This window comes from Pseudomonas gebzensis (assembly GCF_034427815.1).
Lineage (GTDB): Bacteria > Pseudomonadota > Gammaproteobacteria > Pseudomonadales > Pseudomonadaceae > Aquipseudomonas.
The window spans coordinates 298,675-321,330 of record NZ_JAXQNS010000005.1 but is presented as its reverse complement, the minus strand read 5'-3'; the positions used below and the strand labels follow the sequence as shown (position 1 = coordinate 321,330).

At 64.8% G+C, this 22,656-nt stretch carries 19 protein-coding genes; 10 read left to right on the top strand and 9 right to left on the bottom strand.

The window, feature by feature from the left end; all coding sequences use genetic code 11:
- Nucleotides 1-194: 194 nt before the first annotated feature.
- The 4 genes from SJI00_RS12275 (at nt 195) to lon (ending at nt 8,928) form a co-directional block, all read left to right on the top strand.
- Complete coding sequence (locus tag SJI00_RS12275; protein ID WP_322461976.1) at nt 195-2,243, top strand: TonB-dependent receptor; 2,049 nt, start codon at nt 195-197, stop codon at nt 2,241-2,243.
- 303 nt (nt 2,244-2,546) lie between these two features.
- Complete coding sequence (locus SJI00_RS12270) at nt 2,547-3,914, top strand: carbohydrate porin (RefSeq protein WP_416221024.1); 1,368 nt, start codon at nt 2,547-2,549, stop codon at nt 3,912-3,914.
- Between the two features lie 34 nt (nt 3,915-3,948).
- Nucleotides 3,949-6,360, top strand: coding sequence for a glucose/quinate/shikimate family membrane-bound PQQ-dependent dehydrogenase (locus SJI00_RS12265; RefSeq protein WP_322461975.1), 2,412 nt, complete (start codon nt 3,949-3,951; stop codon nt 6,358-6,360).
- Nucleotides 6,361-6,504: 144 nt separating this feature from the next.
- Nucleotides 6,505-8,928: an endopeptidase La gene (gene lon, locus SJI00_RS12260; RefSeq protein ID WP_322461974.1), complete on the top strand. Its 2,424-nt coding sequence runs from the start codon at nt 6,505-6,507 to the stop codon at nt 8,926-8,928.
- 172 nt (nt 8,929-9,100) lie between these two features.
- On the opposite strand, the gene SJI00_RS12255 is transcribed toward lon, so the two are convergent.
- Nucleotides 9,101-10,090 (bottom strand): alpha-xenorhabdolysin family binary toxin subunit B, encoded by a 990-nt coding sequence (locus SJI00_RS12255; protein ID WP_322461973.1) that lies wholly within the window; start codon nt 10,088-10,090, stop codon nt 9,101-9,103.
- 15 nt (nt 10,091-10,105) lie between these two features.
- Nucleotides 10,106-11,191 carry an alpha-xenorhabdolysin family binary toxin subunit A gene (locus SJI00_RS12250; protein WP_322461972.1) on the bottom strand — a complete coding sequence of 362 codons (1,086 nt, stop codon included), beginning with the start codon at nt 11,189-11,191 and terminating at the stop codon, nt 10,106-10,108.
- A 198-nt stretch (nt 11,192-11,389) separates the two neighbouring features.
- Here SJI00_RS12250 and SJI00_RS12245 point away from each other — a divergent pair, with 198 nt between their 5' ends.
- The 3 genes from SJI00_RS12245 to cmoB all read left to right on the top strand — a co-directional run bounded on the left by SJI00_RS12245 (nt 11,390) and on the right by cmoB (nt 13,563).
- Nucleotides 11,390-11,785: a protease inhibitor I42 family protein gene (locus tag SJI00_RS12245; RefSeq protein ID WP_322461971.1), complete on the top strand. Its 396-nt coding sequence runs from the start codon at nt 11,390-11,392 to the stop codon at nt 11,783-11,785.
- Nucleotides 11,786-11,866: 81 nt separating this feature from the next.
- A complete protein-coding gene (cmoA, locus tag SJI00_RS12240) occupies nt 11,867-12,610 on the top strand; it encodes a carboxy-S-adenosyl-L-methionine synthase CmoA (RefSeq protein WP_322461970.1) in 744 nt (247 codons plus the stop codon).
- A complete protein-coding gene (gene cmoB / locus SJI00_RS12235; RefSeq protein ID WP_322461969.1) occupies nt 12,607-13,563 on the top strand; it encodes a tRNA 5-methoxyuridine(34)/uridine 5-oxyacetic acid(34) synthase CmoB in 957 nt (318 codons plus the stop codon). The genes cmoA and cmoB overlap by 4 nt, the downstream gene beginning before the upstream one ends.
- A 14-nt stretch (nt 13,564-13,577) precedes the next feature.
- Here cmoB and SJI00_RS12230 read toward each other — a convergent pair whose 3' ends face one another.
- Nucleotides 13,578-14,360: a class I SAM-dependent methyltransferase gene (locus SJI00_RS12230; protein ID WP_322461968.1), complete on the bottom strand. Its 783-nt coding sequence runs from the start codon at nt 14,358-14,360 to the stop codon at nt 13,578-13,580.
- Nucleotides 14,361-14,451: 91 nt separating this feature from the next.
- On the opposite strand from SJI00_RS12230, the gene SJI00_RS12225 reads away from it, so the two are divergent.
- The gene (locus SJI00_RS12225; RefSeq protein ID WP_322461967.1) at nt 14,452-15,072 is read left to right on the top strand and encodes an energy transducer TonB; all 621 of its coding nucleotides are present in this window, start codon (nt 14,452-14,454) and stop codon (nt 15,070-15,072) included.
- Nucleotides 15,073-15,074: 2 nt separating this feature from the next.
- Here SJI00_RS12225 and SJI00_RS12220 read toward each other — a convergent pair whose 3' ends face one another.
- The 6 genes from SJI00_RS12220 to ppc all read right to left on the bottom strand — a co-directional run bounded on the left by SJI00_RS12220 (nt 15,075) and on the right by ppc (nt 21,434).
- Nucleotides 15,075-15,764 carry an extensin-like domain-containing protein gene (locus tag SJI00_RS12220; protein WP_322461966.1) on the bottom strand — a complete coding sequence of 230 codons (690 nt, stop codon included), beginning with the start codon at nt 15,762-15,764 and terminating at the stop codon, nt 15,075-15,077.
- A gap of 31 nt (nt 15,765-15,795) precedes the next feature.
- Nucleotides 15,796-16,665, bottom strand: coding sequence for a DUF72 domain-containing protein (locus tag SJI00_RS12215; RefSeq protein WP_322461965.1), 870 nt, complete (start codon nt 16,663-16,665; stop codon nt 15,796-15,798).
- A gap of 3 nt (nt 16,666-16,668) precedes the next feature.
- Complete coding sequence (locus SJI00_RS12210; RefSeq protein ID WP_322461964.1) at nt 16,669-16,956, bottom strand: hypothetical protein; 288 nt, start codon at nt 16,954-16,956, stop codon at nt 16,669-16,671.
- Nucleotides 16,957-17,140: 184 nt separating this feature from the next.
- A complete protein-coding gene (tsaB, locus tag SJI00_RS12205) occupies nt 17,141-17,815 on the bottom strand; it encodes a tRNA (adenosine(37)-N6)-threonylcarbamoyltransferase complex dimerization subunit type 1 TsaB (RefSeq protein ID WP_322461963.1) in 675 nt (224 codons plus the stop codon).
- Between the two features lie 87 nt (nt 17,816-17,902).
- Nucleotides 17,903-18,550, bottom strand: coding sequence for an adenylate kinase (gene adk, locus SJI00_RS12200; RefSeq protein ID WP_322461962.1), 648 nt, complete (start codon nt 18,548-18,550; stop codon nt 17,903-17,905).
- A 256-nt stretch (nt 18,551-18,806) separates the two neighbouring features.
- Nucleotides 18,807-21,434, bottom strand: a complete 2,628-nt coding sequence (ppc, locus tag SJI00_RS12195) for a phosphoenolpyruvate carboxylase (protein WP_322461961.1) — start codon at nt 21,432-21,434, stop codon at nt 18,807-18,809.
- A gap of 138 nt (nt 21,435-21,572) precedes the next feature.
- Between ppc and SJI00_RS12190 the strand changes: the two genes are divergently transcribed.
- Nucleotides 21,573-21,917, top strand: coding sequence for a pilin assembly protein (locus SJI00_RS12190; protein ID WP_322461960.1), 345 nt, complete (start codon nt 21,573-21,575; stop codon nt 21,915-21,917).
- Between the two features lie 309 nt (nt 21,918-22,226).
- Nucleotides 22,227-22,640 carry a DUF4398 domain-containing protein gene (locus tag SJI00_RS12185; protein WP_312932496.1) on the top strand — a complete coding sequence of 138 codons (414 nt, stop codon included), beginning with the start codon at nt 22,227-22,229 and terminating at the stop codon, nt 22,638-22,640.
- The last annotated feature ends 16 nt before the right edge of the window (nt 22,641-22,656 follow it).

Sequence of the window (22,656 nt, the reverse complement as noted above, 5' to 3'; positions counted from 1 at the left end):
AAAGGGCGCACTTTACACCGCTCGCGTGAGGCGAGGGGGAATGACACCTCAAGGCGTGATCACCCCTTGCCATGAAGATTGAGTACAGCACCTGCAACCGACAAAAAACTGCTGGCCAGATGACACACGCCCATGCTGCAATGGCAACGTTATATTATAACGATACCGCTCTTTGCCAAGGAACGTCACCGCTCATGCGCCGCTCTCCCTCTACCCTCTCCCCCCTGGCTGCCGCCCTGTGCCTGGCCTCGCTTTCAAGTCACGCCGTGGAACTGCCGACCCAGGTCATCACTGCCAACCCGCTGGGCAATGCGCAACTCGCCGCACCCACCACGGTGCTCGACGGCGATGACCTGCTGCAGCACCAGCACGCCAGCCTGGGCGAAACCCTCAACGGCCAACCCGGGGTTGCCTCCACCTGGTTCGGGCCCGGCGCCAGCCGCCCGGTGATTCGTGGCCTGGACGGTGACCGCATCCGCATCCTGCGCAACGGCGTCGGTGCGCTGGATGCCTCATCGCTGTCCTACGACCACGCCGTGCCGCTCGACCCCAGCAGCGTCGAGCGCATCGAGATCGTCCGCGGGCCGGCCGCCCTGCTCTACGGCGGCAACGCCATTGGCGGGGTGGTCAACACCTTCGACAACCGTATCCCGGACGCGCCCATCGATGGCCTGCACGGCGGCGGTGAGCTGCGTTACGGCGGCGCCGACACCACCCGCAGCAGCGCCGGCAAGCTCGAGGCCGGCGACGGCACCTTTGCCCTGCACCTGGACGCCAACAGCCGCCAGTTCAACGACCTGCGCATTCCCGGCTACGCCCGCAGCAGCAAGGTGCGCGAGGCCGATGAACCGGGCAGCCATGGCCGCCTGGAGAACAGCGACGGCCGTCAGGATGGCGGCGCCATCGGCGGCTCGTACCAGTGGGAACACGGCTACAGCGGCCTGTCCTACAGCCGTTACGACAGCAACTACGGCTCGGTGGCCGAACCCGGCGTGCGCCTGGACATGCAACAGGACCACTACGCTTTCGCTTCGCAACTGCGCGACTTGGACGGCCCCTTCACCTCGGTGAAGTTCGACGCCGGCTACACCGACTACCAGCACCGCGAGATCGAAAGCGACGAGGTGCACACCACCTTCAAGAACAAGGGCTTCGACGCCCGCGTCGAGGCGCGGCACCAGCCATTGGGGCCGGTCGAAGGAGTGATCGGTGCGCAGGTCAGTCGCAATCAGTTCTCGGCCCTGGGTGAAGAAGCCTTCGTGCCGCACACCGATACCGACACCCTGGCGCTGTTCATGCTCGAACAGTGGCAGGCCACCGAGCGCCTGGACCTGAGCGTCGGCGCACGCCTGGATCACACCCGCGTCGAGCCCGATGCGAAGGGCAACGAAACCTTCGCCAACGTCGGCAACACCCGCCAGTTCAATGCCCTGAGCCTGTCCTCAGGTGCGCTGTACCAGCTTGATCCTGTCTGGGCGCTGGCGGCCAACCTTGGCTATACCGAACGCGCGCCCACGTTCTACGAGCTGTACGCCGACGGCGCCCACGTCGCCACCGGTGCCTATGAAGTGGGCGACGCCGGGCTGAACAAAGAAAAGGCCGCCTCAGCCGATCTGGCCCTGCGCTTTGACAACGGCACGCACAAGGGCAGCGTTGGCGTGTTCTACAGCCACTTTCGCAACTACATCGGTCTGATCGGCAGCGGCAACCTGCGCGAAGGCCACGACCATGGCGATGAGGATGACCACGACCACGACCACGATCATGATCACGGCGGTATCCCGGAGTACCTTTACCAGGGCGTGCGCGCACGCTTCTACGGCCTCGAAGCACAGGACCGCTGGCAGTTGCTGGAGAACCGCTATGGCCGCTTTGCCCTGGAGCTGGCCGGCGACTACACCCGCGCCAAGAACCTCGACAACGGCCAGCCGTTGCCACGCATCGCCCCGCTGCGCTTGAGCAGCGGCCTGCTGTGGGAGCTGGACCGCTGGCAAGCGCGGGTCGATGTGCAGCACGCCGCCGCCCAGCGCCGTACGCCCAGCAATGAAACCCACACCGCCGGCTACACCACGCTCGGCGCCAGCATGGGTTATCGCTTCGACATCGGTGACAGCCAGTGGCTGGCCTTCGTGCGCGGCGAGAACCTGAGCAACGAAACCGTGCGTTACGCCAGCTCCATCCTGCGCGACATCGCCCCGGCACCGGGCCGTAGCGTGCAGGTGGGCTTGCGCACCACGTTCTGAGCCAGGAACCTTGCCCATGAGGCGCTGCCGAGCCTGACGCCAGCCAGGCAGGGGCCAAGCCGTCTGGAGCAGCGGGCCGCCGCTCCGGACGCTTACCCAAACGCCCTGGCGCCGGCCCGCCTAGCCGGCCCTCGCGTCAGCACTGTTACAAACCGGGCAACAAACCCCTGCGACATTTTGTCTTTTTTTTCCGCACGTTCCTCTATATCCTCGCCGCCTCGCTGAACCGCTTCAGCCCCCACACTCCCTGTTTCCCATCGACGGTGGCCGCCACCCTCGGTGCTTTTGGCATTCGTTCTGACCATGACAAGACAGCGCTACCTTTCGAGCCCCGTGCCTCGCCCTCTTGCTGTACCCATTGCCCTTGCCGCCCTGCTGGCCGGGCTTGCGCCGGCCGCCAACGGGCAGTCGGCGTTCAGCAGCGACTCCCCCTGGATGCTCGGCGACTGGAACGGCACGCGCAGCGCGTTGCAAGCGCAGGGCTATGACTTCACCTTCGGCTACACCGGCGAGATGGGCAGCAACCTGCAGGGCGGCTACGACCACGATCGCACGGCGCGCTACAGCGACCAGTTCACCATTGGCAGCCACCTGGACTTGGAAAAGATCCTCGGCTGGCACGCCACCGACGTGCAGTTCACCGTCACCGAGCGCAGCGGCCAGAACATCAGCAACGACCGCATCAATGACCCCCGGGTCGGTGGCTTCACCTCGGCGCAGGAGGTCTGGGGCCGTGGCCAGACCTGGCGTCTGACCCAGCTGTGGATTCGTCAGCAATACCTCGACGGCGCCCTGGACATGAAGTTCGGCCGCTTCGGTGAAGGCGAAGACTTCAACAGCTTTCCCTGCGACTTCCAGAACCTGGCGTTCTGCGGCTCGCAGGTGGGCAACTGGGTGGGTGGCATCTGGTACAACTGGCCGGTGAGCCAGTGGGCGCTGCGCGCGCGCTATCACCTCAACGACACGCTGTACGCGCAGGTCGGGGTGTTCGAGCAGAACCCGTCGAACCTGGAAACCGGCAACGGCTTCAAGCTCAGTGGCAGCGGCACGCAAGGCGCGGTGATGCCCATCGAACTGGTGTGGAGCCCGATGGTCAATGGGCTTAAGGGGGAATACCGCGCCGGCTACTACTACAGCAGTGCCAGCGCCAAGGATGTGCTCAAGGATGAGCACGGACAGCCCGCCGCACTCAGTGGCGCCGCCTACCGCAGCAGTGCCAGCAAGCATGGCCTGTGGTTGGGCGTGCAGCAGCAAGTGAGCGCGCAGGCCAGCGATCATTCTCGCGGCTTGACGCTGTTCGCCAATGCCACGCTGCACGACAAGAAGACCAACGCCATTGACCATTATCTGCAAGCCGGCCTGGTGTACCGAGGCCCCCTCGATGCGCGCCCCAAGGACGATGTCGGCTTCGCCGTCGCGGGCGTGCACGTCAACCCTGCCTACCGCAAGAACGCCCGCCTGGCCAACCAGGCGAGCGGCATCGACGACTACCAGAACCCAGGCTTTGTGCCGGTGCAAGACACCGAGTACAGCGCTGAGCTCTATTACGGCATTCACCTGGCCAATTGGCTCACCGTGCGCCCCAACCTGCAGTACATTCGCCATCCGGGCGGGGTCAGCCAGGTCGACGACGCGCTGGTGGCTGGCCTGAAACTGCAGAGCAGCTTTTGAACATTTTTCACTTTGACATGACGGAGAACCTGCAATGAGCACTGACAGTGCCAAACACGCCTCGCCCTGGCTGCCTCGGCTGATGGGCGTGCTGCTGTTGCTGATGGGCCTGGGCCTGGTGGTCGGGGGTCTGCAACTGATCTCGGCCCACGGCTCGTGGTACTACCTGATCGCCGGGGCCGCCCTGGTGCTGTCGGGCATCCTGCTGCTGGCGCGCCGGCGCCTGGGCCTTGGTCTGTACGGCCTGATGTTGCTGGGCAGCACCGTCTGGGCGCTGCTGGAGGTCGGCCTGGACTGGTGGCAGCTGGTGCCGCGCCTGTCGCTGTGGTTCGCCCTCGGCGTGGTGCTGTTGCTGCCCTGGGCACGCCGCCCGCTGATCGGTTCGCAAGCGGGTGCCAATACCGCGCTGCTGAGCATCGCCGTCATCGCCTCCGGTGCCTGCGCCGTGGGCAGCCAGTTCACCCACCCGGGTGAGATCCGCGGCGAACTGGGCCGCGACAGCAGTGAGATGGCCAGCGCCGCGCCGGCCATGCCCGAGGGCGACTGGCAGGCCTATGGCCGCACCGAATATGGCGACCGCTACTCGCCGCTGCGCCAGATCACTGCGCAGAACGTGCACGGCCTGGAAGAGGCTTGGCGCATTCAGACCGGCGACCTGCCCAGCGGTGACGATCCGGTCGAGCTGACCAACGAAAACACCCCACTCAAGGCCAACGGCATGCTCTATGCCTGCACCGCACACAGCAAGGTGCTGGCGTTGAACCCGGACACCGGTGCCGAAATCTGGCGCTTCGACCCGCAGATCACCAGCCCGACGAAATCGTTCAAGGGCTTTGCCCACATGACCTGCCGCGGCGTGTCGTACTATGACGAGAACCAGTACGTCAGCCGTGACGGCAGCCCTGCACCGAAAATCTCCGACGCCGGCAAAGTGGTGGCCCAGGCCTGCCCACGTCGCCTGTACCTGCCCACTGCCGACGCACGCCTGATCGCCATCAACGCCGACACCGGCAAGGTCTGCGAAGGTTTCGCCAACCAGGGCGCGATCGACCTCACCCGCGGCATCGGCCCGTTCAGCGCCGGCGGCTACTATTCCACCTCGCCAGTGGCCGTGACCCGCGACCTGGTGATCATCGGCGGCCACGTCACCGATAACGAGTCGACCAACGAGCCGTCGGGCGTGATCCGCGCCTATGACGTGCACGACGGGCGCCTGGTGTGGAACTGGGACAGCAACCGCCCCGAAGACACCAAGCCCCTGGCTGACGGCCAGATGTACAGCCGCAATTCGGCCAACATGTGGTCGTTGGCCAGCGTCGACGAATCGCTGGGCATGGTCTACCTGCCGCTGGGCAACCAGACGCCTGACCAATGGGGTGCCGACCGCACGCCAGGTGCCGAAAAATACAGCGCCGGCATCGTCGCGCTGGACCTGGCCACCGGCAAGGTGCGCTGGAACTACCAGTTCACCCACCACGACCTGTGGGACATGGACCTGGGCAGCCAGCCGACCCTGACGCACCTGAAGACCGATGACGGCGTCAAGCCTGCGGTGATCGTGCCAAGCAAACAGGGCAGCCTGTACGTACTGGATCGCCGCGACGGCACCCCGATCGTGCCGATTCGCGAGATTCCGGTGCCACAAGGCGCGGTCAAAGGTGACCACACCGCGCCGACCCAGGCCCGCTCGGACCTCAACCTGCTGGGCCCGGAACTGACCGAAGAGGCCATGTGGGGTGCCACCCCGTTCGACCAGTTGATGTGCCGCATCCAGTTCCGCAACCTGCGCTACGAAGGCCAGTACACCCCGCCGTCCGAGCAGGGCTCGCTGATCTACCCTGGTAACGTCGGTGTGTTCAACTGGGGCGGTGTGTCGATCGATCCGGTGCGCCAGCTGCTGTTCACCTCGCCGAACTACATGGCCTTCGTGTCGAAGATGATTCCGCGCGAGCAGGTCGATGCTGGCAGCAAGCGCGAGAGCGAAACCAGCGGCGTGCAACCCAACGCCGGCGCGCCGTATGCCGTGACCATGCACCCGTTCCTCTCGCCGCTCGGCCTGCCGTGCCAGGCACCGGCCTGGGGCTATGTGGCCGCTATCGATCTGTTCACCCACAAAGTGGTGTGGAAGCACAAGAACGGCACCACCCGGGACAGCACCCCGGTGCCGATCGGCCTGCCGGTCGGTGTGCCCAGCATGGGCGGCTCGATGGTCACCGCCGGTGGCGTCGGTTTCCTCAGCGGCACACTCGACCAGTACCTGCGCGCCTATGACGTGAACAACGGCAAGGAGCTGTGGAAAGGTCGCCTGCCAGCGGGTGGCCAGGCCACACCGATGACCTACACCGGCAAGGACGGCCAGCAGTACGTGCTGGTCACCGCCGGCGGTCATGGCTCGCTGGGCACCCACATGGGCGACTACATCATCGCTTACAAACTGCCCAACTGATCCACCGCGCCCCGCCTGCGGGGCGCCTCTGCCAACCCGCGCGCCCAGCGCGCGGCGTAGGCTGGCCCCTTCCCCGCTCCTGTCCATTGAAACCACTTCCCCCGCGCCCCATCTAAGCACCATTGCCCATCACGCAGGTGCCCCATGAGCGACCAGCAGGATCATCCGGACGCGCACGACGAAAGCAGCGAAGTCGAGCACATCGAAGCCGACAAAGACACCGGCCGCTACCTGGCCTTGCCCGGCCAGCAGTTGCCCGACAAGGTGTATGTCATCCCTATCCACAACCGTCCGTTCTTTCCGGCCCAGGTCTTGCCGGTCATCGTCAACGAAGAGCCGTGGGCGGAAACCCTCGACCTGGTCGAGAAAACCCCACACCACTCCCTGGCGCTGTTCTTCATGGACACCCCGGCCGAGGACCACCGGCACTTCGATACCAAGGCGTTGCCCGAGTACGGCACCCTGGTCAAGGTGCACCACGCCACCCGCGAGAACGGCAAGCTGCAGTTCGTCGCCCAGGGCCTGACCCGCGTGCGTATCCGCACCTGGCTCAAGCACCATCGCCCACCGTACCTGGTGGAAGTGGAATACCCGCGCCAGTTGTCCGAACCCACCGATGAGGTGAAGGCCTACGGCATGGCGCTGATCAATGCGATCAAGGAACTGCTGCCGCTCAACCCGCTGTACAGCGAAGAGCTGAAGAATTACCTCAACCGCTTCAGCCCCAACGACCCTTCCCCGCTGACCGACTTCGCCGCCGCCCTCACCTCCGCCACCGGCAGCCAGCTGCAAGAAGTGCTCGACTGCGTGCCGATGCTCAAGCGCATGGAAAAAGTGCTGCCGATGCTGCGCAAGGAAGTGGAAGTTGCGCGGTTGCAGAACGAGATCTCCGCCGAGGTCAATCGCCAGGTTGGCGAGCACCAACGGCAGTTCTTCCTCAAGGAACAGCTCAAGGTCATCCAGCAAGAGCTGGGGCTGAGCAAGGACGACCGCAGCGCCGATATCGAACAGTTCAAGCAGCGCCTGGAAGGCAAGACCTTGCCCGAGCAGGCACAAAAGCGCATCGACGAGGAGATGGGCAAGCTGGCGATCCTCGAAACCGGCTCGCCTGAATACGCCGTTACCCGCAACTACCTCGACTGGGCCAGTGCCCTGCCATGGGGCGTTTACGGCAAGGACAAGCTCGACCTCAAGCACGCACGCAAAGTGCTCGACCAGCACCATGCCGGGCTCGATGACATCAAGGAACGCATCCTCGAGTTCCTGGCGGTCGGTGCCTGGAAAGGCGAGATCAGTGGCTCGATCGTGCTGCTGGTCGGCCCGCCGGGCGTGGGCAAGACCAGCGTCGGCAAGTCGATCGCCGAATCCCTGGGCCGGCCGTTCTACCGCTTCAGCCTGGGCGGCATGCGCGACGAAGCCGAGATCAAGGGGCACCGGCGCACCTACATTGGCGCCCAGCCCGGCAAGCTGGTGCAGGCGCTCAAAGATGTCGAAGTGATGAACCCGGTGATCATGCTCGATGAGATCGACAAGATGGGCCAGAGCTTCCAGGGCGACCCGGCCTCGGCGCTGCTGGAAACCCTTGATCCCGAGCAGAACGTCGACTTCCTCGACCATTACCTGGACCTGCGCCTGGACCTGTCCAAGGTGCTGTTCATCTGCACCGCGAACACATTGGACTCGATCCCCGGGCCGCTGCTGGACCGCATGGAAGTGATTCGCCTGTCGGGCTACATCACCGAAGAAAAACTGGCCATCGCCAAGCGCCACCTGTGGCCCAAGCAACTGGCCAAGGCCGGTGTGGCCAAGACCAGCCTGAGCATCAGCGACAGCGCCCTGCGCCTGGTGATCGAAGGCTATGCCCGCGAAGCCGGCGTGCGCCAGCTGGAGAAACAACTGGGCAAGCTGGTGCGTAAATCCGTGCTCAAGCTGCTGGAAGACCCGCAGGCCAAACTCAAGATCGGTCCGAAGGACCTGGAGCCTGCGCTGGGGGTTGCGGTCTTCCGCAGCGAACAGGTGCTGTCGGGCAAGGGCATCATCACCGGGCTTGCCTGGACCAGCATGGGCGGCGCCACGCTGCCGATCGAGGCCACGCGCATCCACACCCTGAACCGCGGCTTCAAGCTGACTGGCAAGCTGGGCGATGTGATGAAAGAATCGGCTGACATCGCGCTGAGTTATGTCAGCTCCAACCTCAAGCAGTTTGGCGGCGATCCGACGTTCTTCGACGAAGCGTTCATCCACGTGCACGTCCCGGAAGGCGCAACGCCCAAGGATGGCCCCAGCGCGGGTGTGACGATGGCCAGCGCGCTGCTGTCGCTGGCGCGCGATCAGGCACCGAAAAAAGGTGTGGCGATGACCGGCGAACTGACCTTGACCGGGCAGGTGCTGCCGATCGGCGGGGTGCGCGAGAAGGTGATTGCGGCGCGGCGGCAGAAGATCTTCGAGCTGATTCTGCCCGAGGCGAATCGGGGTGATTACGAGGAGCTGCCGGATTACCTGCGCGAAGGGGTCACGGTGCACTTCGCGCGGCGTTATGCCGATGTGGCGAAAGTGTTGTTCGGTTAAGGTGCAGTTTGCTTGATGGACCGCTCGCACCGCGGACCTCGGCCACCTGCCGAGCCATCCCAGGACCGTTAGCGTAGTGGGTCTTGACCGTCCAGTCCCGTCGCTAACGGCCCCGGGTCTGCGCTGACACACTGACACCGCCTAATGGCGGTGTCGGTGTGTCAGCCAGATGTCAGGAGAGGATCTGTTTGACGATGTCCAGTTCCAGGTTCAGCAGGCGGTTGAACGCTGTGTCGAGCGTATTCACGTCGGCTGCCTCCTCGAAGCCGATGGAGCCAACGGCGGCGCGGTGATGCTCCAATGTCTGAATCAAGTGCGCAGCGGCGGCCTGCCACTGTTCACGGTGCTGTTTCAGCGCGGGAAGCGTTTCGAGCAGGGCAATGTTGCTGGTCAGCCATTTCTGCTTTTGCCCGGCGTTGCGTATCCCTTCGTCAGCCTCGCTGGCGCGGTCACGCAGCAACTGTGCCTGGCGCTGAAGCTCGGAATAGCGCATGCCGATTACGATATCGCCGAGCAACGTCTGCAGGTCTTTGATTGCCTGGCTGATCACCTCGACGGCCACCACGGCCTCGCCACCCGGTGTCGCCAACGCGCTCAGGGTTTCCAGCGAAGGCACAGTGCCACCAAAGCGGGTCTGCAGCCCGTTGGCCTGCAGAATGTCGATCGCCTTCTGCACCACGTCCAGCTCAGCCTTGAAACGTGCCGAGTCACCAGCCGCGCCCTTGGCCAGCGACTCGGCATTGGCCAGTTCATCGATCAGGCGTTCTTTGTCAGCCGCGCCTTCGACCAACGGCAGGCCGTCAACGGCTCGGCTTTCACGCGTGAGCAGCGCAACTTGCCTATCGAGCGAGGCGACGACAGCCTGGGCTTCTTCCTCGGCCAACGCGAGTAGCTCGGAACTCGGCTCCTCGGCCAAGGCCTCAACGATATGGACCAGTCCAGAGGGCTGAAGCTGTGCGATCACTCCTTGAGCCATGCTGAGCGTCTGGTCCTGACACTCGCCGAAGACTGCCTTGTGGCGTTGCAGGTTTTCTTGCAAGAGCGACAGAAACTTGAAATTGCCTTCCTGCCAGACCCGCAGATACGTCCGGGTAGCCTGGACCATCTCCAGGATGTTGGCCGTTTGAGCATGGGTATCGAGTTGCGAAACAGGGTTGGTCATGATCTTTTCCTTCACTCAGGCCACGGAGGCTTCATCGAAAATTTGAGTCAGTTGCTCGGCTTTGTTTTTGATTTGCGCCCACTGCGCCAGGAACTGTTTGAAATAGATCGAGAACAACGCTAATTGGCGTCTGTTTGAAATGGAGTCGAGCTTGCGAATTGATTCGGCGACATACGCGTCGACGCTTTCCCATGCGGTGTGCAGATGGGAAGAGGCCACCACGACTTCGTCCAAGCGAGACTTGAGCTCGTCTACGAACGTCGTCAGCTCCTCAAGCGAGCCTTCGAGTTTGATGCGGCGCTTGAGCTGCTCACTGACGCTGCGGCGTTCTTCTTGAGCCTGGTTACGGCGCTTGCGTACCTGCTCGGCCATGCTGCCGTAGATACCGCCGGTGATGGCCACGCCAATCGGGCCGGCTGCCAGACCACTCAGGGCGGCCTGGACATACTGGTCGTATTGGCTGTTCATCGCCTTGATGTCATTGTCCAGCTCGACGAGCCTTTGGCGCAGGCTCTCGACCTCGTCACTGGAGCGTTCGCGTAATACCGAGCGGCGCTTGTCATACACCGCCGGAATCAGTGTCTGGGCAGCGGTGTCGCGAAATGCCTTGGTCTGATCGCTGACCGCATCCACGCTCAGCCCATAGTTGCGCACATCTTCCAGGAGAATCGGGAAAATCTCGCTGAGCGTGGTGAGCTCAGCTTTATCGGAGGTGTCCAGGGCAACGGGCTCGCTCAAGACGATGGCCTCCCAGCCCCTCTCGTCGGGACCCAAGGCAGCGGTGGCGCCACAGGCCTCTAGAATGGCGGCGCCCGCCACTGCGATTGAGCTGGCGGTCGTACTCAGCTGGCTCGCAAGCTTCCTGCTGTTGTCGGAAAGCGGCCGCCAGCTCAGCCCATGGGCACGCAGCTGGACGAACAGCTCAGCCATGCTGCTGGGCATCAGCGTGGGTTCGCTGATGGTGCTGTAGCCTAGCCAGTTCTCCACAGCCTCTGCCTCGGTAGGCAGGGTCAACACATGGTTGGCGTAGCGGTTGAGGGTGATGATGTGCTCTCGGCTCAGCGTCAGCCCACCTTGATTGACCCCGTCCAACTCGGCCAACGCATTGACGACCTTGCCGGGCTGCTTGGCAGCAGCCTCTTGTAAAGCAAGGTACTCGGGACTTTCTACACTCATGGTTGTGTTCCTCTACTCAGGCCAGAATGGCCCGGGAGCGCTACGCTAAGGCCACCCGCTGCCAGCAGGCAGTCGGTACACCTTCCCGCTCCCCCGCCAGTGCCCAAGAGGTCGATCCACACCATGAGCGTATGCCGCCTGCTGTTTCCCTTGGGCATGGCCCTGCTCAGCGCCTGCACCTTCTCGCCCCACGACAACGCGCTGATCGTCAGTGACGCCGACGACTGTCCGCTGCACCTGTCGGTGGGCCAAACCCTGACCTTGCAACTGTCCAGCAATCCAACCACCGGGTACCGCTGGCGCCTGGCGCAACCTGGCGCAGAGGTGCTGCGCCTGCTTGGCCCACAGGTGTATACGGCGCCCGAAGACATCGGCCTGGTGGGCAGTGCCGGCGTGACGCAGTGGCGCTTTCAGGCGCAGCATCCGGGCAAGCGCCAGCTGACGCTGGTCTACCAGCAGCCCTGGGCGCCGGAGGTCAAACCCGTGGAAACCTTCTCCTGCACGATCAACGTGCGCTGAGCCATGCCCAGCGGCCATGCACGGCGCACTCAGTTTGGCTAGAATGCGTGCCCTTTCAACGTCACCTGCAGTGGATTCGCCGTGAGCAAAACCCCCGACCGCCTGTTCGCCCAGCCTTTGGAGCAGGTCCCTGACTTTGTCTTCAACGAAGACGTGGTGCAGGTCTTTCCTGACATGATCAAGCGCTCGGTGCCCGGCTACCCGACCATCGTCGAGAACCTTGGTGTGCTCGCCGCGCGCTTTGCGCAGCCCAACAGTGCACTGTATGACTTGGGCGCCTCGCTGGGTGCGGTCAGCCAGGCCCTGCGCCGCCATGTGCGCACCGAGGGCTGCCGGGTCATCGCCGTGGACAATTCTGCGGCCATGGTCGAGCGCTGCCGGCAGTACCTGACCGCCCAGGACTCGATGTTCCAGGAGCTGTTGCCGGTGCAGGTGCTCGAGGCCGATATCCTCGAGCTGCCACTGCAACAGGCCTCGGTGGTGGCCATGAACTTCACCCTGCAGTTCATCGCGCCCGAGCAGCGCCTGGCGTTGCTCACGCGGATTCATCAGGCCTTGCTGCCGGGTGGCGCGTTGATTCTTTCCGAGAAACTGCTGATGGCCGATACGCACGCCCAACAGTTGCTCAACGACCTGCACCTGGACTTCAAGCGCGCCAACGGCTACAGCGAACTGGAAATCGCCCAGAAACGCAGCGCCATCGAACACGTGATGAAACCCGACACCCTGGACACCCACGCCGAGCGCTTGCGCGCTGCGGGCTTCTCCCAGGTGGTGCCGTGGTTCCAGTGCCTCAACTTCGCCTCTTTGATAGCCCTGCCATGATCGATTTGTCTCCCCTCGTCCAGCGTCTGGCTGGCACCCCACTGGCGCGCTGGTCTCACGGCCTGCAAGCGCAACTCGACAGCAAGATGAGCAAGGGCCACGGCGACCTGGAGCGCTGGCGCGGTGCGCTCGCCGCCCTGCCGGATGTGCAGGCGACCGACATCGAGCTGCGCGACGGCCTGCGCCTTGACTGCGCCTGCGACGAGGCCACCCGCGCGCAGATGCGCGAGGCCTTGATGGGCCTGTCGCCGTGGCGCAAAGGTCCGTTCGAGCTGTTCGGCGTGCAGGTGGATACCGAATGGCGCTCGGACTGGAAATGGGCACGCATCGCCCCGCACCTGAACCTGCAAGGCAAGCGCGTGCTGGATGTGGGTTGCGGCAACGGTTACTACCAATGGCGCATGCTCGGCGCGGGCGCCGAAACGGTGATCGGCGTAGACCCCAACTGGCTGTTCTTCTGCCAGTTCCAGGCCGTGCAGCGCTACTTGCCCGAACACGCCGCCTGGCACCTGCCGTTCGCCCTGGAGGAGCTGCCGGCGCAGCTCGAAGGCTTCGACACGGTGTTTTCCATGGGCGTGTTCTACCACCGGCGCTCGCCAATCGAGCACCTGCTGGCGCTCAAAGACTGCCTGGTCAAGGGCGGTGAGCTGGTGCTGGAAACCCTGGTGATCGAAGGCGATGAACAGCAAGTGCTGGTGCCCGAGGACCGCTACGCGCAGATGCGCAACGTGTGGTTCCTGCCCTCGGTGCCGGCCCTGGAACGCTGGCTGCGCCGCGCCGGCTTCACCGACGTGCGCTGCGTGGACGTCAGCGTCACCAGTGTCGAGGAGCAGCGCAGCACCGAGTGGATGCGCTATCAGTCACTGGGCGACTTCCTCGACCCCAACGACCCTACGCGCACCGTCGAGGGCCTGCCCGCGCCGCGCCGCGCGACCTTGCTGGCGCGCAAGTAGCGCCCGCTCAAGGGTCAGGCTTTCAGGGTCTTCTTCGGGTAGATGTCGTAGCGGCTCGACTTGCCGTCGATGCTGTGGCTGGGCTTGGCGCCTTCGATGATCGGCGCCTTGCGCGGGCGCTTGACCACCACGCGGTGGGTGGCCAGCGCCAAGGCTGCAGCCAGCAGCGCCGGAGCATCCTGGTCATCGCCCACCAGCGGGCGGAACACGCGCATTTCCTTTTTCACCAGCGCGCTCTTGTCGCGGTGCGGAAACATCGGGTCAAGGTAGATCACCTGCGGTGCTTCGCCTTGCCAGTGCTGCATGTGCTCGATGGCGTTGCCGGTCAGCAAGCGCATGCGCTCGACGATGGGCGCTACCTCGGCCACCAGGCGAGCACGGCTCAGGCCGTCTTCCAGCAGGGCCGCGATCAAGGGCTGGCGCTCGATCAGGGTCATGCTGCAGCCCAGGCTGGCCAACACGAACGCATCCTTGCCAAGGCCCGCCGTGGCATCGAGCACCGTCGGCCGGATGCCTTGGGCAATCCCCACCGCCTTGGCGATCATCTGCCCGCTACCGCCACCGAACAGACGCCGGTGCGCCGCCTGGCCCTCGACGAAATCGACCCGTACCGGTCCCGGTGCCTGCGGCCCCAGTTGCTGGACCTGCAGCCCATCGCCGCTCACCTGCACGGCAAACCCCGCCTGGTCATCCTCCAGCGGCAAGCCCAGGCGCTGCGCCCAAGCCTGGGCCTGGACCTGAAGCGGGGCAGACAGCGCCTCGACCCGAATTGCGGTGCTTTGCTCTTGCTCGTCCATCACGTGCGTACCCAAAAATTAATGAAACTGCGGCCGGGGCCGATAAAAGCGGTAATCACCATTGTGCCAGAGCGCCTCATCCGCCACCGCCATGACTGACACCCTTCCCATCGGCTTGACCTACCTGTCGCCTGTTGGCCACTACGGCAAGCAGAACACCCAGGCATTGAGCGGCGTAAGCCAGCTCTGGCAGGATTTCTTTGCCCAGGCGGTGGCGGATCAGCAGGCGCTGCCGGTCGATGCCTTCAGCCAGTCGCTGGTGCAGCAAGACCCCGTCAGCGGCGAGCCCTTGGGCGGTGCGCGGGCCCTGCAACTGATCGACGCTCAACGCCATTGCGCGGTGGCTGATCACACCGTCGACCCGCCCGAGCCGCTGTTTCTGCCCAAGGCCGAGCTCGACGCCACGCTGTTGCCGCCGGCTGCTGAACCGTTCGACGCCGCCGAGCTGATCGCCCAGCAGCGTGACCTGGACCTGAGCAACAGCTGGCTGCGCCCGGTGGTGATGAGCCAGGGCCACCCGCTGGCCGAGTCCGGCCCCGGCCCTGCGCCACGGCCACTGCACCTGCCGATCGCCGAATTCGAGCTCGACCTGCTCGAACCGGCTGCCGAACCCTATACCGACGGCGCGCTGGCTGACCAGGAACATGCGCTGGCCTTCGATTTGCACTGGGCCCGCCCGGTGGTGCTGAACAACCTGCGCGCCTACGCCTGAGGTCAACGGCAGGCCTGCCACAGGCCCATGTCGAGGTGAAAGTGGTTGGCATGTGCCGCGTTGTAGTCAGGCCCCAGCACCGTGCTGAAGGCTATGCACCCGGCCTGTTGCACTTCGCGCAGGAACTGCGCCTTCTGCCCCTCGCCCGACCAGTCGCGCGCCAGCGTGATGCGTTGCCCGTCCTTGAGCCGGAAACCGCTGATGTCCAGGGCGTTGGCCGTGGCGTGCTGGCTGAGCCGGCCCTGCTTGCGGTGGTACACGTTGCGACAGGCGAAGCTGCCCAGGTGATCGACCTGCACCACCGGCTGGCCGAACCGCCGCTGTGCGGCGGGCTGCAGGCCGTGGCGCTCGAACACGGCGTAGGCCACGGCCAGCGGGCAACTGGCGAGAAAACTGCTGCTCAGTTGCGCCTGCCCGCCGTCGATCCGCCACACATTGCTCAGCGGACAATTCGCCGTCGCCGGGCTGTCGGCCTGAGGGCGATACCGCAGGCCCGAGGTCTGCAGCGCTTGGCGGCACAGGTCAGGATCGTTGCGCAGGCGGGAGAGTTTATAGGGCGTCAGCCAGTTCGGCGGCTGGCTGACATCCAGCGCAGCCCAGGGATTCAAAGCCGCGGGCGGGCGCCAGCCCAGGTACCAGGCCTGGCCGGCGATCAGCGCCAGGCAGAACAGCACAATCCCCAGCACGCGCATGGCCCGTCATCCTCTCGCTACAGCAAAGCGTTCAAAGCAGCCCAAGTTGTTCTACCTCAGGCTCACGGGGAAGCACCGGCAGGGGCGCCAGGCCCGGCAGGCGCTCGCTCAGACGCTCGTGAAAGCGCAAAGCCAACGCTGCGGCCAGGTGATTGTCGGCGGTGTGCAGGAATACATACGGGCACTTGCCCTGCTCGATCCAGCTCGCCACCTTGTCGATCCACGGCGTCATGAACGGCTCGTTTTCAGCCAGTTGCGGATGGCCGATGAAACGTACCTGCGGATGGTCGGTGAAGGCCGCAGGGCGCGGGGGCACCCGTGGTTTCTTGCTTTGCGCGTGGAGTATGGCGGGTTCACGCGAGGTGCAACTGAACAAGGCGCGCGGGTCCAGGCAAATGCGCTCCACGTGCAGGCCATGCAACAGGCGGTTGAGCTGTCGCTCCTCTTCACCCTTGGCGAAGAAGGCCTGATTGCGGACCTCCACCGCCACCGGCACGCCGATCTCGCGCAAGAAGTGCTCCAGCTCAGCCAGCCGCTGCGGGCCGAAGCTGGCAGGCAGTTGCAGCCAGTACGGCGAGACCCGCTGACCCAAAGGGGCCAGCAGGCGGGTGAAGTCCAGGGCCGCGTCGAGGGTGTTGCGCAGGTCGCCCTCATGGCTGACCTCGCGGGGGAACTTGGCGGTGAAGCGAAACGTTTCCGGCATCGCCTGCGCCCAGCGTTGCAAGGTGTGCTGCGCAGGGCGCGCATAGAAGGTGGTATTGCCTTCGACCGCATTGAACACCTGGGTGTACAGCGCAAGGTAGTCGGTCGGGCGGGCATCGGCCGGATAAAGGTAATCGCGCCAGGCGTCATCGCCCCATGAGGGGCAGCCCAGGTGATAAGGCTGAAGTGCGGCGCTCATGCGTCAGATGTACAGGTCGAGCCCGAGCACATCCATGTCCCACTCGCTGTAGCCGGCCGTTGCCAGGTAGCTGGCCAGCGCACTGGCGGTGCGCCGATCACGGCTGCGGGGAAAGATGAGGTCTTGCTGGCGGGCCGGCAGGCCGCCGCGGCGGGGGCCTTTGGCCAAGGCGACGAGGTCGGCCTCTTCGAGGGTGTCTGCATCGTCCACGGTTTCATCGGCCGCAGGCGACTTGCGCGGCGGCGTACGTTTGACCGGATAGGACGGTGGAGAGAAACCATTGATACGCATGAAGACATACTCGGGACCAGTAATGGCAATCTAGCAGTATTCGATGACGCTGCGGTACTGCCTGCTGATAACTGGACCACAGTTCCGAGGGAAGGTTTATCGCCGCAGGTGATTAGCCGACGGGCGCCACGCTGACCGCGCACAAGCGCGCCCCACCCTGCGGCCTGCAGGCACGCGGCCCGGCTCAGCGGGCCTTGGGCGTGGCCACGTTGTCGCGCAGGTACACAGGCTGCGCCTGGTCAGCCGCGACCGCTTCGCCACGCGCCCAGGCGAAGCTGGCCAGGGCCAGTACATCGTGTGCGGTGGGCAGCAAGTGAGCATCGAAACTGCCGACCGACGCGGCCAGGCGCTCGGCATAGGCCCAGCCCGTGCCGGCGCCGAACCACTCGGCACCGGCCAGCTCCGGCAACACCACCCGTTCAGGCGCTAGCACCGCTTCCCGGCCGCGCACACGCATTTCGCCAGCCTCTGCCTGGTAGCACCCCCAATACACCTCGTCCATGCGGGCATCGATGGCCGCGGCCACGTGCTGTACGCCACGGGTGCGCAACGCACCTTGGGCCAGCGCGGCGAGGTTGGACACCGGCAGCACCGGCCGGTCGAGGGCAAAGCCCAGACCCTGGACCACGCCGATCGCGATGCGCACCCCGGTGAACGCGCCAGGGCCGCGGCCGAAGGCGATGGCATCCAGCGCGCTCAGGGGCAGGCCGGCGTCGGCCAGCAGTTGCTTGATCATCGGCAGCAGCTTCTGCGCGTGCTGGCGGGGAATCACCTCGTGGTGGCTGGTGACCTTGCCCTCATGCAGCAGCGCAACGGAACAGGCTTCGGTAGCGGTATCCAGGGCCAGCAAGGTGGTCATCGAACGGGGTATCCAGGCAGGAAAAAAAGGAGCGGCAGTATAAACGACAACGGCCCGCAAGCGGGCCGTGGCGAGACAGCAGGTGGATCAGTCGAGCACAGCGAGCACTTTGGCGGTGATCGCTTCTACCGAGCCGACGCCAGGCACGTGGCTGCACTTGGGCTTGCCATCGACAGCCGAGAGCTTCTGGTAGAACTCCACCAGCGGCTTGGTCTGGGAGTGGTAGACCGCCAGGCGGTCACGAACGGTTTCTTCGCTATCGTCGTCGCGCTGAATCAGGTCTTCACCGGTGACGTCGTCTTTGCCTTCGACCTTCGGCGGGTTGTGTTGAATGTGGTACGTACGCCCCGACGCCGGGTGCACACGGCGACCAATCACACGGCCGACGATCTCTTCGTCGTCAACGGCAATCTCGATCACGTGATCAATTTCAACGCCCGAGGCCTTCATGGCTTCGGCCTGAGGGATGGTGCGCGGGAAACCGTCGAACAGGCAGCCGTTTTTGCAGTCAGGTTGGGTCAGGCGCTCTTTCACCAGGTTGATGATCAGCTCGTCGGAGACCAGTTGCCCGAGGTCCATGACCTTCTTCAGTTCCAGGCCCAGCGGGGTGCCGGCCTTCACCGCAGCACGCAGCATGTCGCCGGTGGAGATCTGCGGAATACCGAACTTTTCGGTGATGAATTTTGCCTGAGTACCTTTACCGGCCCCGGGAGCTCCCAGCAGAATTACGCGCATCTCGTGCTCCTCATAATTTTTATGTAAATCAATGGATTCGGCTGAACGGGCCAACTCCGGAAAATCGGTCTCGACCGAAAATCGGTCAAAAGGCTGCTCAAGATACACAGCGCCTGTCAGCCAGACAAGCATCCCAAAGTGGCAGGAATACACCCCTTGCGACCGTAGGACGCAGGGGTTGCGATGAGCGCAACCCCGCACTGGATGTGCGCACCTGCCCCAGTGTGGGGCAGACGCTGATCACTGCACGGTCACCTCAACCGGTATTGCGCAAGCCGGCGGCGATTCCCGCCACGGTGACCAGCAGGGCCTGCTCCAGCGGGCTGTCCAGGGCCGCCTCACGGCCCCGCGTGCGGGCCAGCAGCTCGGCTTGCAAGCGGTGCAGCGGGTCCAGATAGGTGTTGCGCAGGCGGATGAACTCCAGGGTATCCGGGCTGTGCGCCAGTAGCACCGACTGCCCTGTCAGGCCCAGTACCACCTGGCACGACTGCGACAATAGGTCGCGCAGATGAACCCCCAACGGCAGCAGTTCGGGTTGCACCAGACGTTGGTCGTAGGCCTCGGCGATCTGCGCGTCGGCCTTGGCCAGGACCATTTCGAGCATGTCGATGCGGGTGCGGAAGAACGGCCACTGTTCACGCATCTGCCCCAGCAGCTCGCCCTGGCCACGCTCCAGGGCATTGCTCAGTGCGGTTTCCCAGCCCAGCCAGGCGGGCAGCATCAGGCGCGTCTGGGTCCAGCCAAAGATCCACGGAATGGCCCGCAGGCTTTCGATGCCACCGGCGCGGCGCTTGGCCGGCCGACTGCCCAGCGGCAGCCGGCCCAGCTCCTGCTCCGGGGTGGACTGGCGGAAATATTCGACGAAATCGGCGTGCTCGCGCACCACGCCGCGATAGGCCGCCACGCCATCTGCCGCCAGCTGGTCCATGACGTCGCGCCAGGCCGGCTGCGGCAGCGGTGGCGGCAGCAAGGTTGCCTCCAGCACAGCGGCCAGATACAGGTTGAGGTTCTGTTCGGCGATGCCCGGCAGGCCGAACTTGAAACGGATCATTTCGCCCTGCTCCGTGGTACGGAAACGCCCCGCTACCGAGCCCGGCGGCTGCGACAGGATAGCCGCATGGGCCGGACCGCCGCCGCGCCCCACGGTGCCGCCGCGGCCGTGGAACAGCAGCAGCTCGACCGCATGTGTCTTGCAGATCGCCACCAGGCTTTCCTGCGCGCGGTACTGCGCCCAGGCCGCTGCCGTGGTACCAGCGTCCTTGGCCGAGTCGGAGTAGCCGATCATCACTTCCTGCGGGCCTTGCAGGCTGGCGCGGTAGCTCGGTAGCTGCAGCAGTTGCTCGATGACCGGGCCGGCGTTGTCCAGGTCTGCCAGGGTCTCGAACAGCGGCACCACACGCATGTGCCGGGTCAACCCGGCTTCTTTCAGCAGCAACTGCACAGCCAGCACGTCGGAGGCCGCACCGGCCATGGAAATCACATAAGAGCCCAGGGAGGCAGCAGGGGCGGCCGCGATTTCGCGGCAGGTCGCCAGCACTTCGGCGGTGTCGTCTTCGGCGCGAAAATGCGCGGGCAGCAGCGGGCGCGGATTGTCCAGCTCGGCCTGGAGGAATTTCACGCGCTGCGCCTCATCCCACTCGGCATAGTCACCCAAGCCCAGGTAGCGGGTGATTTCTGCCAGGGCATCGCGGTGCCGGGTGGCGTCCTGGCGCACGTCCAGGCGCACCAGGAACAGGCCGAAGGTCACCGCCCGGCGCAGGCAATCGAGCAACGGCCCTTCGGCGATCACGCCCATGCCGCAGGCGTGCAACGACTGGTAGCAGAGCTGCAGCGGGGCGACCAGGTCCTGGTTGTCGACCAGCACATCGGCCGCCACCGGCTGAGGCTGGCTCAACGACGCCTGGGCCCAGGCACGGGTGGCACGCAGGCGCTCACGCAATTGCTTCAACAAGGCGCGATAGGGCTCGGCGCTGTCGCCGACCTTTTCACGTAGCGCAGCGCTGGCCTGCTGCATCGATAGCTCGGCGGCCAGTGCATCGATGTCGCGCAGAAACAGGTCGGCGGCCATCCAGCGCGCCAGCAGCAACACTTCACGGGTCACAGGCGCGGTGACATTGGGGTTGCCGTCGCGGTCGCCGCCCATCCACGAGGCGAAGCGCACGGGCGCGGCGTCTAGCGGCAGGCGCTGGCCGGTGGCCGCGCGCAGAGCGCCATCGACTTGGCGCAGGTGGTTGGGAATGGCCTGCCAGAGCGAATGTTCGATGACCGCAAAACCCCACTTGGCTTCATCCACCGGGGTCGGTCGCGTGCGGCGGATCTCTTCGGTGTGCCAGGCCTCGGCGATCAGCCGCTGCAGGCGCTCGCGCACCTGTTGGCGTTCGGCCTCGGTGAGGTCACGGTGGTCCTGCGCGGCCAACTGCGCGGCGATGGCGTCGTATTTCTGGATGAGGGTGCGACGGGCCACCTCGGTGGGGTGCGCGGTGAGCACCAGTTCGATGTCCAGTGCGCCGACGTGCCGCGCCAAGGTATGTTCATCGTGACCTTCGGCTTTGAGCCGGTCGAGCAGGTCGGGCAGGACCCGCGCCTCGAAAGCCGGTGGCTGGTCGTCGCGGCGGCGGTGGATCAACTGATACTGCTCAGCGATGTTGGCCAGGTTGAGGAACTGGTTGAACGCGCGCGCCACTGGCAGCAGCTCGTCATCTTCGAGGCTGTCGAGCGTGCTGCTCAGTTGCTCGCCGGCGCCGCTGCGGTCGGCCTTGGCGCTGTGGCGGATGGCTTCGATCTTGTGCAAAAAAGCTTCGCCGTGCTGCTGACGAATCGTTTCACCCAAGAGTTCTCCCAACACATGGACATCTTCACGCAGGCGCACATCGATATCAGTCATCGGCCCTTCTCCACTCCAGGAAACAGCTCCTGCCCAAGAGTGCACACGCCGCCACGGCCAAGGCAAGCGGCGCGCCGCGCAACTAAGCTGCGTTGCGCGCCTCTGACACTAGGTGATACCTGACCGATGGAGACAACCATGAAAATCCGCGAACTGGCCCAACATTGGGAACACAGCGCAAAAGGCCGCATGAGCCCGACCTCGCACGTGCTGCACCTGGACCTGGAAGCTGAAGCGCGCCTGGCCGCGCTGATCGACATGTACCCCAAGCGCACCGCGCAGGAACTGCTCGGTGAGCTGGTCGGGGCGGCCTTGGAAGAGCTGGAAGCAAGCTTTCCGTATGTGCGCGGGCCGCAGGTGATCGCCACTGACGAAGAGGGTGATCCCTTGTATGAGGACGTCGGCCCGACGCCGCGATTCCTGGCGTTGGCCAAGGAGCATCTGCACAAGCTCGATGGCCCAGAAGACGACCCGCAGCGCTGAGTGCGTGCACAGCGCTGGGCCACGGTCGGGCGGCCTCCGGTTGCCTGTGAGTGCGGCTGGGAAAGGGGTGGCTGTGGGGGCCGCATTACCCCATCGAAGACGGTAAGTTCCCCGGAAAAAACGCTGACCGAGCAGTCAGTCAAAAAGATCGTTAGCGCGCGAATTTATCGGAACTATTCAAAAATCGCCCCGGTCACACCCAGTAGCCATCACGGCAGAACCCTGTAAGCACGGGCGTTGCGGCGCTCGATAACATCAGGGAAACAGCGATGGCCATCTTAAGGCCATCGTCGTTATCAGGAGTGACCAATGGAGTTGACCACCATGAAGACCCGCATCGCAAAACCCTCTTCCTTCAACGTGCGCGGGCTCAAGCTGGCGGCACTGGCCCTGGGCAGCAGCCTGGTCCTGGCCGGTTGCGCAGGCAAGCCCCCGACCGAGCAGTATGCCGTGACCCAGTCGGCGGTGAACTCTGCGGTCAGCGCTGGCGGCACCGAGTTCGCAGCAGTCGAAATGAAGGCTGCTCAGGACAAGTTCAAGAAAGCCGAAATTGCCATGCACGACAAGAAGTACGAAGACGCCAAGGTCCTCGCCGAGCAGGCCGAATGGGATGCCCGCGTAGCCGAGCGTAAGGCTCAGGCCGCCAAAGCCCAGAAAGCTGTACAGGACGCTCGCCAAGGGGTCCAGGACGTACGTGAAGAAGGTCTGCGCGCCGCTGAATAAGCGCCGCCCCACCCTC